At 68.9% G+C, this 14,717-nt stretch carries 13 protein-coding genes; 9 read left to right on the top strand and 4 right to left on the bottom strand.

Translation table 11 applies throughout. From position 1 onward, the window contains the following. Window positions 1-23: 23 nt before the first annotated feature. The gene (locus tag M4D77_RS11070; protein ID WP_259936213.1) at window positions 24-914 is read right to left on the bottom strand and encodes a DUF559 domain-containing protein; all 891 of its coding nucleotides are present in this window, start codon (window positions 912-914) and stop codon (window positions 24-26) included. A gap of 142 nt (window positions 915-1,056) precedes the next feature. Here M4D77_RS11070 and M4D77_RS11065 point away from each other — a divergent pair, with 142 nt between their 5' ends. Beyond that, the gene (locus M4D77_RS11065) at window positions 1,057-2,667 is read left to right on the top strand and encodes a peptide chain release factor 3 (protein WP_259936202.1); all 1,611 of its coding nucleotides are present in this window, start codon (window positions 1,057-1,059) and stop codon (window positions 2,665-2,667) included. A gap of 28 nt (window positions 2,668-2,695) precedes the next feature. Further along, entirely contained in the window at window positions 2,696-3,424 is a 729-nt protein-coding gene (locus M4D77_RS11060; RefSeq protein WP_259936201.1) for a hypothetical protein, read from the top strand. A gap of 231 nt (window positions 3,425-3,655) precedes the next feature. Here the strand turns inward: M4D77_RS11060 and M4D77_RS11055 are convergent, their stop codons facing one another. After that, window positions 3,656-4,666: an enoyl-CoA hydratase/isomerase family protein gene (locus tag M4D77_RS11055; RefSeq protein WP_078112142.1), complete on the bottom strand. Its 1,011-nt coding sequence runs from the start codon at window positions 4,664-4,666 to the stop codon at window positions 3,656-3,658. A gap of 213 nt (window positions 4,667-4,879) precedes the next feature. Between M4D77_RS11055 and M4D77_RS11050 the strand changes: the two genes are divergently transcribed. The 6 genes from M4D77_RS11050 to M4D77_RS11025 all read left to right on the top strand — a co-directional run bounded on the left by M4D77_RS11050 (window position 4,880) and on the right by M4D77_RS11025 (window position 11,183). Then, window positions 4,880-6,484, top strand: a complete 1,605-nt coding sequence (locus tag M4D77_RS11050) for an ABC-F family ATP-binding cassette domain-containing protein (RefSeq protein ID WP_259936200.1) — start codon at window positions 4,880-4,882, stop codon at window positions 6,482-6,484. A gap of 56 nt (window positions 6,485-6,540) precedes the next feature. Further along, a complete protein-coding gene (locus tag M4D77_RS11045) occupies window positions 6,541-7,326 on the top strand; it encodes an alpha/beta fold hydrolase (protein WP_259936199.1) in 786 nt (261 codons plus the stop codon). A gap of 126 nt (window positions 7,327-7,452) precedes the next feature. Further along, window positions 7,453-8,577, top strand: a complete 1,125-nt coding sequence (locus tag M4D77_RS11040; protein WP_259936198.1) for an MBL fold metallo-hydrolase — start codon at window positions 7,453-7,455, stop codon at window positions 8,575-8,577. A gap of 32 nt (window positions 8,578-8,609) precedes the next feature. Beyond that, a complete protein-coding gene (locus tag M4D77_RS11035; RefSeq protein ID WP_259936197.1) occupies window positions 8,610-9,371 on the top strand; it encodes a crotonase/enoyl-CoA hydratase family protein in 762 nt (253 codons plus the stop codon). A 30-nt stretch (window positions 9,372-9,401) separates the two neighbouring features. After that, the gene (locus M4D77_RS11030) at window positions 9,402-10,304 is read left to right on the top strand and encodes a LysR family transcriptional regulator (protein WP_259936196.1); all 903 of its coding nucleotides are present in this window, start codon (window positions 9,402-9,404) and stop codon (window positions 10,302-10,304) included. 6 nt (window positions 10,305-10,310) lie between these two features. Further along, on the top strand, window positions 10,311-11,183 hold the full coding sequence (locus tag M4D77_RS11025) for a LysR family transcriptional regulator (protein WP_259936195.1): 873 nt from the start codon (window positions 10,311-10,313) through the stop codon (window positions 11,181-11,183). A 59-nt stretch (window positions 11,184-11,242) separates the two neighbouring features. On the opposite strand, the gene M4D77_RS11020 is transcribed toward M4D77_RS11025, so the two are convergent. After that, a complete protein-coding gene (locus tag M4D77_RS11020) occupies window positions 11,243-12,502 on the bottom strand; it encodes an acetyl-CoA C-acetyltransferase (protein WP_259936194.1) in 1,260 nt (419 codons plus the stop codon). A 45-nt stretch (window positions 12,503-12,547) separates the two neighbouring features. Beyond that, window positions 12,548-13,309, bottom strand: a complete 762-nt coding sequence (fabG, locus tag M4D77_RS11015; protein ID WP_065630898.1) for a 3-oxoacyl-ACP reductase FabG — start codon at window positions 13,307-13,309, stop codon at window positions 12,548-12,550. Between the two features lie 201 nt (window positions 13,310-13,510). On the opposite strand from fabG, the gene M4D77_RS11010 reads away from it, so the two are divergent. Continuing rightward, on the top strand, window positions 13,511-14,701 hold the full coding sequence (locus M4D77_RS11010; protein ID WP_068972416.1) for an acyl-CoA dehydrogenase family protein: 1,191 nt from the start codon (window positions 13,511-13,513) through the stop codon (window positions 14,699-14,701). The last annotated feature ends 16 nt before the right edge of the window (window positions 14,702-14,717 follow it).

Raw genomic sequence — 14,717 nt, 5'->3', positions numbered from 1 at the left:
GGTTCATGATGCCCCCGGATTTGTCATGCCGGCCGGTCGCGCTGCAAGCCGAGCGCCTGGCGGACACGCGCCACGACGTCGTCGGGCCGCTCCCGCAGATCACTCCACGTGAAGTTGAGGACGGTCCAACCCAATGCGATGAGGTCGTTTCGGCGTCGGCGGTCTCGCTGGAACGTCTCCGCGTCGCGGTGGAACGCCATCCCGTCGATCTCCACCGCCAACAGCCGATCCGGGAACGCGAGGTCGATGAAGTACCCGCTGGCCGGGTGACCGCACGACCAACCGCTCACACCTCCGGCGCTCAACACGTCGACAGCCAGCCGCTCCGCCACCGAGCGCGCGCCGGATTCGACGCCGTCGACGAGGGCCGCAATCGCGGGTCCATCCTCCTTGCCACGTCGACGATCAGCGGCGACGCGCAGCTGACGCAGCGAGACCTTGCGAACGAGCAGCGCGTTGTCGAGGACTCCGCTGTCGCGCTCGAGTGCGGCTTCCAGCACGGACAGCGGCAAGGCTGTCACGAGCAACTCCTTGCGGGTCACCACCTCCGCGTCCGCGAGGCAGCGGCGCCGGACCCGAACGCCCTCGACCGGAGAGCCATGCCGCGATCGCGGTGCGGTGACCGTGAACTTCTTCGGCGGCTCGTCGAGGAGCCCGTGCCACCACGCCGCTCCCGCTCCGGACAGCGCCGCACCGCGGCCCACGCTCGCGACTGCCAGTCGCGCACGGGTGGCCGGCGTCGTCGGATGATCAGCGAGCGAATACACCCCGCGCGTGTGCGGCATCCAGTCTCCGCAATCGACTCGACGCCGGACCGCGGACCGCGTGAGGCCGAATTCGAGCGCATCCGCCATGATGGTCAGTACCCCGTCACGGGCGAGAACGCGGCGCCGAAGGCCCGGTGGAAGCTGCACGACCATCAGACGCACAGCAACGGTGACGGGTTCCCAGTTTTTTGGCGGGGGCACAAGGTGCCGCATACCGGCACAACCTGCCCCGGCACTCCACCGCGAGCGAGTTTGGCCGCCCCCTGCACGCCCGGTAGCCTGGAACCTCGTGAGTTCCGAGGTGATCAGTCGCGAAGTGACGCGTCGTCGTACCTTCGCCATCATCTCCCACCCCGACGCCGGTAAGTCGACGATGACCGAGGCGCTGGCGCTGCACGCGCGGATGATCAGCGAGGCCGGCGCCGTCCACGGCAAGGCCGGTCGTAAGTCGACCGTCTCCGACTGGATGGAGATGGAGAAGGCGCGCGGCATCTCCGTCAGTTCGACGGCGCTGCAGTTCAACTACTCGGCCGCAGCCCAGGCCGACCCCGAGATCCCGAGTGTCATCAACCTCGTCGACACCCCGGGTCACGCCGACTTCTCCGAGGACACCTACCGCGTGCTGACCGCGGTCGACGCCGCGGTGATGCTCATCGACGCCGCCAAGGGACTCGAGCCGCAGACCCTCAAACTCTTTCAGGTGTGTCGCCACCGGGGCATCCCGGTCATCACGGTGATCAACAAGTGGGACCGGCCGGGGCAGAGTCCCCTCGAGCTCATCGACGAGATCACCGAGCGCATCGGCCTCACCCCGACCCCGCTGTTCTTCCCGGTCGGTATCGCCGGCGACTTCCGCGGCCTGCTCGACCGGCGCACCGGCGAGTACGTGCACTTCACGCGTACCGCCGGCGGCGCGAAGATCGCGCCCGAGGAGATCATGTCCGCCGACGACGCGCTGGCTCGCGAGGGCGACGAGTGGACCTCGGCACTCGAGGAGAGCGAACTGCTCACCGAGATGGGCCAGGACCACGATCAGGAATTGTTCCTCGCCGGGCAGACCTCGCCGATGATCTTCGCGTCCGCGATGCTGAACTTCGGTGTGCGGCAACTCCTCGAGGTCCTCGTGGAGCTCGCTCCCCCGCCCGGGCCGCGGGCCGACATCGACGGCGATCCCCGCCCGGTGACCGACCCGTTCAGCGCGGTGGTCTTCAAGGTGCAGGCCGGGATGGACTCCAGCCATCGGGATCGCCTGGCGTACATGCGGATCGTGTCCGGCGAGTTCGAACGCGGCATGGTCGTGACCCATGCGCAGACCGGAAAGCCGTTCGCCACCAAGTACGCCCAGGCCGTCTTCGGTCGCGACCGCTCGACGGTCGACACCGCCTACCCCGGTGACGTGGTCGGTCTGGTGAACGCGACCGCGCTCGCGCCCGGCGACACTCTCTACGACGGCCCCAAGGTGCAGTTCCCGCCGATCCCGTCCTTTGCGCCCGAACACTTCTCGACCCTGCGTGCGACCACCGCAGACAAGTACAAGCAGTTCCGCAAGGGCATGGACCAGCTCGAGAGCGAAGGCGTGGTCCAAGTCCTGCGCAACGACACCCGCGGTGATGCGTCGCCGGTGCTCGCCGCCGTCGGACCGATGCAGTTCGAGGTCGTGACCGCGCGGATGAAGGCCGAGTACAACGTCGACACCATCATCGAGCCGCTCGGTTACACACTGGCCCGTCGCACGGATGCCGACAGCGCGCCCGAACTGAATCGGCAACGCGGCGTCGAGGTCTTCACCCGCACCGACGGCGCCGTCCTCGCCCTCTTCAGCGACAAATGGCGCCTGCAGTACATCGAGAAGGAACACCCCGACCTCACTCTCGAACCCCTTGTCGCGGCAGCGGACTGACCGGTCGACGAGCGCCCGGGGACGGCCGGTGCGCGCCGCCGTGCTGATGTGCGCGGCGGTGTCGTCCCTCCTCGCCGCCTGTGGCTCCGACGCCCCGCCGCAGTCCACACCCACCACCTCGACGCCGATGCCCACCGTACGTCCGGTCGACTCGGCGCTCTGCACCGAGAAACCACCGCAGGGCAACGTCGACCGCAGTGGCCAGAACTTCGAGTTCCGTCACGGCAACATCAAGATCGCGGTCGCGGACACGCCGGCGGACTCCCGACGCGGACCCGCGGTGGGCGCCACCCCCGCCGAGGAGCCCAACTGCTATGAGTTCGACCGGTGGGGCCCGGCGCGGCCCGACGTGCCGCCGGACTCGCTGCTCTTCGTGTTCAAGGACGCCGGCACCGGCGGCGCGCAGATCGAGTTCCTGATCAGCGAACTGACCGGCGGCCTGTTGCCACCGGTGGGCGCGACGCGTCCGACCGTCGGGCCGTTGACACGGCCGATCAACGCCCAGATCGGGGTCTCGATCAACGGCGACTACCACCACTCGTCCGCGTGCCAGCTCAGCGTGAGCGGCATGTCTGGCTCACTCGCGGCCGGCTCGTTCACCTGCCCGACGGCGTCACGGGTCGAGGCCAACCCGCTCGCGCCCGACGACGACGTCCGCTACGACCTCGACGAGTCGTCGGCCACGAAACAGCCGGAGTCCGAGGGCAACTCGACCGACAGCGTGTCTTTGTCGGGGTGGTTTCAGCTCACGCCCTGAGATCTGCCGGTCGAGCAGCGTCGAGCGAGCGTAGTAAGGACGCCACCCCCCGCTGGTCGAGCAGCGTCGACCGAGCGTAGCGAGGACGCCGCGTCCGTCGAGGCCACCTCGGCAACCGACCTCGCAAACCCGACCAGTGGCTTCGACAAGCTCAACCAGCGGGGAGGCGGCTCAACCAGCGGGGAGGCGACTCAACCAGCGGGGAGGCGACTCAACCAGCGGGGAGGCGGCTCAACCAGCGGTGGCACCGACGATCCGGGCCACGACGGCGGGATCGACGTCGTCGATGCGCGCCGGATCGAATTCGGGATTGCGATCCTTGTCGACGAGCACGGCCCGCACCCCCTCACGGAAGTCGTGGGTCTTCGTGATCTCCTCTGCGGCATGCAGTTCCCGGTCGAAGCACTCGTCGATCCCCGACCTCGCCCCGGCGCTGATCATCGCCGCGGTGACCCACAGACTGGTGGGTGAGGCGCCCTCGAGCAGACCGACCATCTCCTGGGCCCAGTCGTCGCCGACCGCGCCGCGCAGGCCGCCGAGGATGGCGTTGACGTTGTCGTCGGCGAAGTACTCGCCGATCTTGCGCAACGGCACGTCGCTGGTGTCCTCGGTCCCCGACGTGGCCAGCGCGTCGGCCAGCGGTGCGCCCGACCGGATGCTGTCGGCGACCGCCGGCAGGTCTGCGGAGGACACGAAATGCGTTGCCAGGCCGACGGCGACCGCGTCGACTCCGCGGATCCGGGCGCCGGTGAGTCCGAGCCACATGCCCACGCCCTCCGGGAGCCGCGGCAGGAAGTAGGTCGAACCGATGTCGGGGAAGAACCCGATCGCGGTCTCGGGCATGGCGATCATCGCCTTCTCGGTGACGACCCTGATCTCGCCGTGCACGCTGATCCCGAGACCCCCGCCCATGGCCGCCCCGTCGATCAGGCTGATGTAGGGCTTCGGGTAGTCGGCGACGAGCTGATCGAGCCGGTACTCGCCGGCGAAGTAGCGGCTGATCGAGGCGTGGTCGCCGTCGATGGCGTGCTCGCGGATCGCACGAATGTCGCCTCCGGCGCAGAACGCCCGGTCGCTCGCCGAGGTGACCAGGACGGTGTCGATCGCGTCGTCGTCACCCCATTCGCCGAGCGTGACGTACATGTCGTCGATCATGCTCTGGTCCAACGCATTGAGAGCCTTGGGCCGGTCCAGGACGATCTCGCCGACGCCGTTGGACACCGAGGTGCGGAGAAATGACATACCCCAACCGTAGCGGTGAGCCCGGATCCGATTCGTCGGCGGATAAATCCGTTGGCAACTCCGAGCGCGTCCGCTACGGTGGTCACCACTTGCCCCCAGACCCGTCAGGAGTGATCCACCGCGATGAAGAACTGAAGTGGCCCCGGCCGTCGGCACCGCCGACGGGCTCCACCGACGCCTTGTCGGTGTACCCGACCCACTTCAGGAGCGCTCATGCCATCTTCCATCGTGCTGTCCGACGTCTCGTTCGCCTGGCCCGACGGGACAGTCGTCTTCGATCACCTCGACCTCGCCCTGGGCGCCGAGACCTACTCCCTCATCGGCGCGAACGGTGCGGGCAAGTCCACCCTCCTCGGCCTGATCGCCGGACGATCACGCCCGGCGTCGGGCAGCATCACGATCGCAGGCGATACGTCGACGACCGATGTCGCTGTGGTCGTGCAGGACCCGCAGTCCGATCCGTCGTCGACCGTGGCACAAGCCCTCGGCATCGACGGGATTCGTTGTGCGATACGACGAATCGAGAGCGGGTCGGTAGATCCGCAGGACTTCGACGCAGTCGGCGACGACTGGGGCGTCGAGGAGCGCGCTATCGGACTCCTCGAGCAGATGGGATTGCCGCCCGACCTCGACCGTCCGGTCGGCGCCATGTCCGGCGGTGAGGCGACCCTGCTGGCGACCGTCGCCGCACTCATCGCCGACCCGGCGATTCTGCTCCTCGACGAACCGACCAACAACCTGGACACCGACTCCCGCGCCCGGCTCTTCGACGCCATCGAGTCGTTCCCGGGCACGGTGGTCGTGGTCAGTCACGACCTCGAACTCCTCGAACGTGTCGATACGACGGTCGAGCTGTACCGAGGTCGGGTGCGGCTGTTCGGCGGCCCCTACTCCCGGTACCGCGAGATCATCGACGCCGAACAAGACGCCGCCGAGGCGGCGGTTGCCACCGCCGCCGGCGATCTGCGCAAGCAGCGCCGCGAGATGACCGAGGCGCTGATCAAACTCGATCGGCGGGCCCGGACGGGCGCGACGGCCGAACGGGAGAAGCGGGTGCCGAAGATCGTGGCACACAACCGCCGGAGCGAGGCGCAGGTGTCGGCGGGCAAACTGCGCAACGCCCATCGTGACGACGTGGCGTCTGCGGCAACACGTCTCGACGAGGCCCGCGAGGACATCCGCACCGACCGCACCGCGCGGATCGTCGTGCCGACGCCGGAAGTGGCCCCGCGCGCCCAGATCGTCGTCGACGACCGCCTGCGCATGGACGGACCCGAGCGGGTGGCTCTGGTGGGGCCCAACGGTTCCGGGAAATCGACACTGATCGCGGAGCTGATCGCATCCGAATCCGTCGTCGTACCGTTCGCCTTCGTGCCTCAGCAGATCACCTTCCCCGACTCGACCGTCTCGATCGCCGAGCATCTCGCGCGGACCCACCCGGACATCTCGACGCAGGAGGTGCGGGCGCATCTCGCGCGGTTCCTGTTCCGGGGTGCGCGCGCCGATCGCGCACTCGCCGAACTGTCCGGCGGCGAACGGCTGCGCGTCGCACTGGCCGATGCACTGCTCGGTGACCCGACACCGAAGCTGCTGATCCTCGACGAGCCGACGAACAACCTGGATCTCGACACCGTCACGCAACTCGTGGACGCACTCGAGGCCTGGACCGGTGCGCTGCTGGTCGTCTCCCACGACGCCGGGTTCCTCGACCGCATCGGCATCGGTCGGCGCGTGTCACCGGTGCCCCCACCGGGCGAACCGTCGGGAACGCCGGGGCAGATAGGTGCCGAACAAACCGACGTCGAAGCAGATCGCTGACGAACAGTCGGTGACGCCGGCGGCGTCGAGAACCGTTCGGCGGCATACTGCGTGCGATGGCCGAGCCCGTACCCGTTCCCGTCGACGCGGCGGTGGTCGAACCCACGCCCGTCGTCCTCGTCCACGGTTTGCGCGTGAGCGGCGCGACCCTGCACCGGGTCGCGGCGGCGGTGGCCGGTCCCGACTCGAGGCGCGCGGTCGCCACCCCCGACCTCCCTGGCCACGGGCAGCGCCGCGACGAGACGTTCACGATGTCCGGCGCGGTGGACGCCGTGCTCGCCGAGATCAGCAGGTTCGGCCGGCCGGCGGTCGTGGCCGGGATGTCGATGGGCGGCTATGTGGCGATGGCGGTCGCCGGACGCCATCCGGAAGCCGTCGCGGCCCTCGTCCCGATGTGCGCGACCGCGCAGCCCAGTCCGCTGCTGGCCGCGCCGTTCGAGACGTTCGGTGCGGTCACCGCGTTCCTGCCGCGTCAGGCGGCGATCATCAGTCAGGTGGCCACCCGCCTCGCCGTGGGACGTCAGGTGTCCGCCGACATGGAGATCGGCGGACTGGCACTGGGGTCGATCGCCGACGTCGTCGCCGAGATCAAGCGGTTCGACGCGCTCGGCGAGGTCCGGCGCTACCCCGGCCGAACGATGTTCGTCAACGGTAGCCAAGACCAGTTCCGGGTCCACGAACAACGTTTCGTCGAGGCAGCACAGCACGCGTCGCTGACCGTCGTCCCCGGGGCGAGCCATCTGTTCCCGCTCATCCAGCCGGAACTCGCCGGGCGACTGGTTCACGACGTCGCGGCGAGCTGCGACGGCGCCGCGGCCGGACTCGCCGACCTGGATCCATAGGTCCTACCTCAGGATGTCTGAGCCGCCCCCAGCTTGAGCGCGATCGCCTCTCGTGATCGGATGACTGTTGATCACTGCAACGATCATCAGCGGTGTCACCACGCGACGGACCCGGCGGGAGGCTGGATGGGCACGATCGAGGTCACCGGCACGCTGCAGAAGCAGGCCTGGGCCGACAAGGTGTTGCCCCCGGTCGAGGAGGTCCGGCCGCAGCTGTGGTCGATCCCGGTCCCCATGGGATCCAATCCGTTGCGATACGTCCTGGTCTACGCCCTCGGATTGCCCGACGGCGGTCTCGCACTGATCGACGCCGGCTGGCCGTCCGACGAGTCGTGGGACATCCTCGTCGCAGGCATCCGCTCCACCGGCCACGACCTCGCCGACATCAGGTCCATCGGCGTGACCCATCTGCACCCCGACCATTTCGGGCTCGTGCCGCGTCTACTCGAGCACGTGGACGCCGAGCTGTGGATGCATCGCAACGATTCCCGGTACCTGCGCCACTACTCCGATACCGAGGTGGAGACCCAACTCGGCCAGGCGCGATCCGAACTCCGCGCTCTCGGCGCACCGACCGAGGTCGCCGACGAGGGGCTGGTCGGTTTCATCCGCCTGCCCGACGGGCGGGCCGTCGACCGCGAGCTGACCGGGGACGCCCCGCTCGACATCCCCGGCTGGGATCTCCGCGCCGTCTGGACCCCGGGCCACACCGCGGGGCACCTCTGCTTCGCCGACGACACCGCCGGCATCGTCTTCACCGGCGACCACCTGCTGCCGCGGATCAGTCCGAACATCTCGACCAATCCCATGCAGACCGACAGTCCCCTCGCCGACTACCTGATCTCGCTGGCCAACACCGAGAAGATGCGCGACCACGAGGCGCTGCCGTCCCACGAGTACCGGTTCCGAGGCCTCGGCGACCGCGTCACCGGTCTCCTCACGCATCACGAGGAGCGGCTCGACGAGATCGCCTCGACCGTGACCCGATACCCGGAGAGCACGGCCTGGGAGATCACCCGGTCGGTGACGTGGTCGCGTCCGTTCGAGGAGCTGTCCCTCACCCTCAGCCGACTCGCGTTGCGGGAGACGCACGCCCATCTCGTCGTCCTGCAGGAGCGCGGTGTCCTCGACGCTTACGTTCCCGATGAGACGGCGACCGATCCGACCACCCCGGAACCGATCCGCTGGTTTGCCGCCGGCGAGCCCACACCGGCTGAGCCGCAACAGATCTCCACATCCGAGAACACCTGACCGCCCGTGCGTCCACCAACTCCAGGAGTCCCATGAGTGCCGTGCTCACCGAGTTCGCTGACGGCGTCGCCGTCATCACGATCAACCGCCCCGAGGCGAAGAACGCCGTGAATCTCGAGGTGTCGGAGGGTATCGCCGCCGCGATCGACGAGCTCGAGTCGCGTGACGACCTCACCATCGGCATCCTCACCGGTGCCGGTGGCACGTTCTGCGCCGGGATGGACCTCAAGGCCTTCGCCCGCGGCGAGGTGGTGTCCCTGGAGGGTCGCGGGTTCGGTGGCCTCACCGAGGCCCCACCGACCAAGCCCCTCATCGCGGCCGTCGAGGGCTGGGCGCTGGCCGGCGGATGCGAACTCGCGTTGTCGGCGGACCTCGTCGTCGCAGCAAACGACTCCAAGTTCGGCATCCCAGAGGTCAAGCGCGGACTCGGCGCCGCCGCCGGCGGCCTCCTGCGCCTCCCGAAGATCCTCCCCTACCAGCTCGCCATGGAACTCGCGCTCACCGGTGACCCGCTCACCGCCGCACGCGCCCACCAGTTCGGCCTGGTCAACCGGATCACCGAACCCGGCGAGGCACTCGCCGGCGCACGCGAACTGGCCGCCGCCATCGCCGCCAACGGCCCCCTCGCCGTCCGCGCCACCAAACAGGTCATGTCAACGGCAATCCGCTACACCGATCCCGATCTGTTCAAGAAGCAGTGGGACTTCCTCGGTCCGGTGTTCGCCTCCGACGACGCCAAGGAAGGTGCGATCGCCTTCGCCGAGAAACGCGCGCCGCGCTGGACCGGCAAGTGACCTGACACTCGGGTCACTAGAGTGACCGGGGTGGACCTGCACCTCGTGACCTACTTCGTCGCCGTGGTCGACCACGGCGGCATCACGAAGGCCGCCCAGTCGCTCTACATCTCACAGCCGTCGCTGTCCCAGGCGATCCGCACCCTCGAGAGACGTCTCGGCGTCACCCTGTTCGACCGCACCGGACGACGCCTCGAACTCACCGAGGCCGGACGCAAACTCGACGTCGCCGCCCGGCGCATCCTGGCCGACGTCGACCGCGCGAAGGCCAAGGTCGACGCCGTTCGGGAGCTGCGCGCCGGTCGCGTCGACATCGTGACCTACGCGGCGTTCAGCGTGGACCCGGTGGTCAACATCGTCCGCCTGTTCCGGGAACGGTTCCCGCGCTTGTCGGTTCGAGTCGTCTCCGCCGACAGCCCCACCGGGGTGTTGTCGGCGTTGCGATCCGGGGACGCCGAGGTCGGGATCATGGACTCGGCCGCCGAACACGCAACCTTCACCGCCATCCCGATGGCCGAGCAGGAACTCATCGTCGCGGCGCCGACGACGCTCGCCGACGGTCTGCCCGAACCGATACCGCAGTCTGCGGTGCGCTCGCTGCCACTCGTCGTCGATCACAGCGACCCGATCACCGCGGAACTCCTCGGCGGACTCCTCGACGACAACGCCAAGAACGTGGTGGTCGACTGCCAATTACCGTCCGCGGTGTGGAGTCTGGTCAAGAAGGGCACGGGCGCAACGATTCTCCCACGCACCGTGGCCGACCGGCAGCTTGCGGGACTCCGTCGACTCGCGCTCGACCCACCACTCACCCGACCGTGGGGTCTCGTGCTGCGATCCGGGCTCCCGTCACCGGCCGCCCTCGCCTTCATCTCTGCGGCGAAGGTCCACTGCGGGATCGCGCCGGACCCCGCCGAACCACGGGATTGGTGACACGCCATGGAATTGCGACAGGTCGAGTACTTCCTGGCGGTGGTCGAGAACAAGGGCATCGGCGGGGCCGCGTCGGCTCTCGGTGTCGCGCAACCCACGGTGTCCCAAGCACTCCGGGCGCTCGAACGCGAACTCGGAGTCCAGCTGTTTCACCGCATCGGTCGCGGGATGGTCCTGTCGGCGGCCGGGCGCACGATGGTCGGTCCCGCGCGACAGATCGTGCGCGACATGGACGCCGTCGACGATCTGCTCTCCGCCTCGGCGGACGAACTCACCGGCCACCTCGAGATCCTGGCCTTCGCCGCGACCGCGGTCGGGCCCGTCGTCGATCTGGTCGCCCGGTTCCGGGCCGCCTATCCGCGGGTTTCGGTGCGACTCGGCGAGTTACGCGATGAGACCAGGGCCGCGTCGGCCATCGAGGACGGTCATTGCGAGTTCGCCGTCGCCCACCTACCCATCGCCGGCGACGACCTCGAGGTGATCGTGATCGGCGAACACGAACACGTGCTCGTCTACCCGCCGGGCACCGACGTACCCGAGGGCCCGATCCCGCTGAACAATCTGCCGGCGATCCCGATGGTGTTCGTGCCACGCGGCTACTCGGTGGCCGACGAGTTCGAGGAGGCGATCCGCGTCGGGGGCGTCCGTCCGCCGCTGGCTGTGCTGTCGGAGATCCGCGAGGAACGGCTCCCGATGGTGGAGTCCGGAATCGGCGGCACTCTACTCGAACGATCGGTGGCGGAGTCGGCCGACGAGCCGGTCGTGATCCGTGAGATCGAACCGAATGTGGTGCGACCCTTTGCCATCGCATTCCACCCGCCGTCGCTGTCGGCCGTCGGTCAGGCCTTCGTCGACCTCGTGCGCAAAACTGCGGGATGAACGGGTGGAACACCGGGCCCCACCGGTGCGGATCAGGTGGGGCCCGGTGAGTCTCGAGGTCAGCTGACGCGTTCGAAGACCGCGGCGAGGCCCTGGCCACCGCCGATACACATGGTCTCCAGGCCGTAGCGGGCCTCGCGCCGGTGCAGTTCACGCGCCAGGGAGGCCAGCATGCGTCCCCCGGTGGCGCCGACCGGGTGGCCCAGCGAGATGCCCGAGCCGTTGACGTTGGTGCGGTCGAAATCGCCGCCGGCACCGAACCGGCCGAAGCCCCACTCGCGGGTGACGGCGAGTGCCTGGGCCGCGAATGCCTCGTTGAGCTCGATCACGTCGATGTCGGCTAGCGTCAGACCGGCCTTGGCAAGCGCCTTCTCGGTCGCGGGGACCGGCCCGATCCCCATGGTGCGCGGCGGCACACCGGCCAGACCCCACGACACCAGCTTCACCAGCGGGCGTAGACCCAGCTTCTCGGCGACCTCGGGGGTGGTCACGATCGCCATCGACGCGGCGTCGTTCTGACCGCTGGCGTTGCCCGCCGTCACGGTTGCGTCCGGGTCGGTCTTGCCCATGATCGGCTTCAGCTTCGACAGCGATTCGACCGAGACATCCGGGCGTGGATGCTCGTCGGTGTCGATGACCCGATCACCAGACCGGGCGCCGGGAGCGGAGCGAGCGGGCCCACTCGCACCTGAAGCCACGGTGACCGGGATGATCTCCTCGGCCAGTACGCCATCCTTCTGGGCCCGCACCGCTCGTTCGTGCGATGCCACAGCCAGCTCGTCCTGTTCTTCCCGGGAGATCTCGTAGTCCTTGCGCAGGTTCTCGGCCGTCTCGATCATGCCGCCGGGCACCGGGTAGTTCTTGCCGCCGGCGGTCGAGCGCGCCCGGACGAGGCTGTCGTGCATGGCAATTCCGGTCCAGGCCCCACCCCACCGCATGTCCACCGAGTAGAACGACGCGTTGCTCATCGACTCAGCACCGCCGGCGACCACGACGTCGTTGTCCCCCGAGGACACCTGGTAGGCGGCCTGGATGACGGCCTGTAGTCCCGACCCGCAACGACGATCGATGTGCATGCCGCCCACTGTGATCGGCAACCCGGCATCGAGTGCGATGACTCGTCCCAGGGCGGGCGCCTCGCTGTTCCCGTTACAGTGACCGAGGATGACGTCCTCGACCTTCTCCGGGTCGAGTCCGGTCCGGTCGAGCATCCCCGTCAGCGCGGCGACCCCGAGATCAACGGCGGTGAGATTCTTGAACATCCCGCCGTAACGGCCGATCGGGGTACGGACCGGTTCGCAGATGACGACGTCGCGCATGGGTGACCTTTCGGTGTCAGAGGAGGCATGGAGCAGGGCCGGCGGTCACATGAAACGGCCGCCGGTCACCTCGAGGACGGTGCCCGTCATGTACGACGACATGTCACACGCCAGGAACAGCACGACGCTCGCGACCTCACCGACCTCGCCGGCGCGCCGCATCGGGATCTCCGCCATCTTCTGGTCCCACGCTTTCTGCGGCATCGCCTCGGTCATCGCCGACCGGATGAGGCCGGGCTGGATCGCGTTGACCCGCACGCCGTGATGGGCCATCTCCTTGGCCGCGGCCTTGGTGAGGCCGACGATGCCCGCCTTGGCGGCCGAGTAGTTGGTCTGCCCGACCATGCCGACCTTGCCCGACAGCGACGAGATGTTCACGATCGCACCACGCTTGGCCTCGCGCATGATCGCCGCCGCCTTGCGTGTGCCGTTCCAGGTGCCTTTGAGATGCACCGAGATGACCTGATCGAAATCGTCTTCGGTCATGGTGCGCATCGTCGCGTCCCGGGTGATCCCGGCGTTGTTCACCAGCACATCGAGTGACCCGAACCCGTCGACCGCGGCCGCGAGCAGCGCGTCGACCTCCCCCGCGTCGACGACGTCGCACCTCACCGCGCGGGCCACGTCGCGGCCGCCGAGCTCGTCCGCGGCCGCCCGCGCGGCGTCGAGGCTGAGGTCACCGAGCACGACTCGCGCGCCGGCGTCGACGAACGAGCGGGCGATCTCGAAACCGATGCCCTGGGCTCCGCCGGTCACGACGGCGGTACGACCCTCCAGCAACGCGGCGGCGGGCGGGTGCGATGACATGTATCGGAGTCCTTTCGAGGGCGGCGGGGTGACGGTCGTCGGGCAACCGGTCGCGAAGCGCCGGGCCCGCGGTGAGTGCCGCGGGGACAAATCTATCGAGGTTCCGCCCCGATCGACCCCTCCGCGCTCATACGCAACGGCTATCGCAGCGATCCCGGTTTCGTATTGGACCCCTCGCCCGCCGGCCGCGAGAGTGACAGCATGACCGGAGTGATGCATTCAGCGCGGACGACCTCCTCCGAGGTGGGCGACGAGGACTTCGCCGACATCCTCGCCGCGACGCGCGAGTTCGTCCGCGAGGTGGTGGTCCCGCGGGAGCAGGAGATCCTCGACACCGACGCCATCCCCGACGACATCCGCCAGACGGCGAAGAGCATGGGCCTTTTCGGCTACGCCATCCCGCAGGAGTGGGGCGGTCTCGGCCTCGATCTGACCCAGGACGTCGAACTCGCGATGGAGCTCGGGTACACATCCCTGGCGCTGCGCTCGATGTTCGGCACCAACAACGGCATCGCCGGCCAGGTCCTCGTCCACTTCGGCACCGACGAGCAGAAGTCCGCGTGGCTGGAGAAGATCGCGTCCGGCGAGGTTGTCGCCTCGTTCGCGCTGACCGAACCGGGGGCCGGGTCCGATCCGGCCGGACTGCGCACGAAGGCCGTCCGCGACGGTGACGACTGGGTGATCACGGGCGAGAAGCGGTTCATCACCAATGCGCCGCTGGCCGATCTGTTCGTCGTGTTCGCACGTACCCGTCCGGCCGACGAGAACGGCACGGGCATCGCGGTGTTCCTGGTCCCCGCCGACGCCGCCGGCCTCAGCGTCGGCGCCAAGGACCGCAAGATGGGCCAGGAGGGCGCCTGGACCGCGGACGTGCACTTCGACGCCGTGCGGGTGCCGGCGTCGGCACTGGTCGGCGGCAGCGAGGACGTGGGCTACAAGGCCGCGATGATGAGCCTGGCCCGAGGCCGGGTGCACATCGCGGCTCTCTCGGTGGGCACCGCGCAGCGTGCGCTCGACGAGTCGGTCACCTGGGCCGCCACCGCCACCCAGGGCGGTACCGCGATCGGCGAGTTCCAACTGGTCCAGGCCATGCTCGCCGACCAGCAGGCCGGGGTGATGGCCGGGCGCGCACTGGTGCGCGAGGCCGCCCGGGCGTGGGTCGACGACACCGACCGCCGCATCGCCCCGTCGGCTGCCAAGCTGTTCTGCACCGAGATGGTCGGCAAGGTCGCCGATCTCGCCGTGCAGATCCACGGCGGCAGCGGTTACATGCGCGATGTCGCGGTGGAACGCATCTACCGCGAGGTGCGGTTGCTGCGCCTGTACGAGGGCACCAGCGAGATCCAGCGACTCATCATCGGGCGCAACCTGATCAAGCGCGCGCAGCGCTGACCACACGCGCGTGCGC

Origin of the sequence: Gordonia sp. p3-SID1431 (assembly GCF_025143765.1) — a bacterium.
Classification (GTDB): Bacteria; Actinomycetota; Actinomycetes; order Mycobacteriales; family Mycobacteriaceae; genus Gordonia; species Gordonia hongkongensis.
Note: the sequence above shows the minus strand (reverse complement) of the source record. Positions and strands in the feature narration are given on the sequence as shown.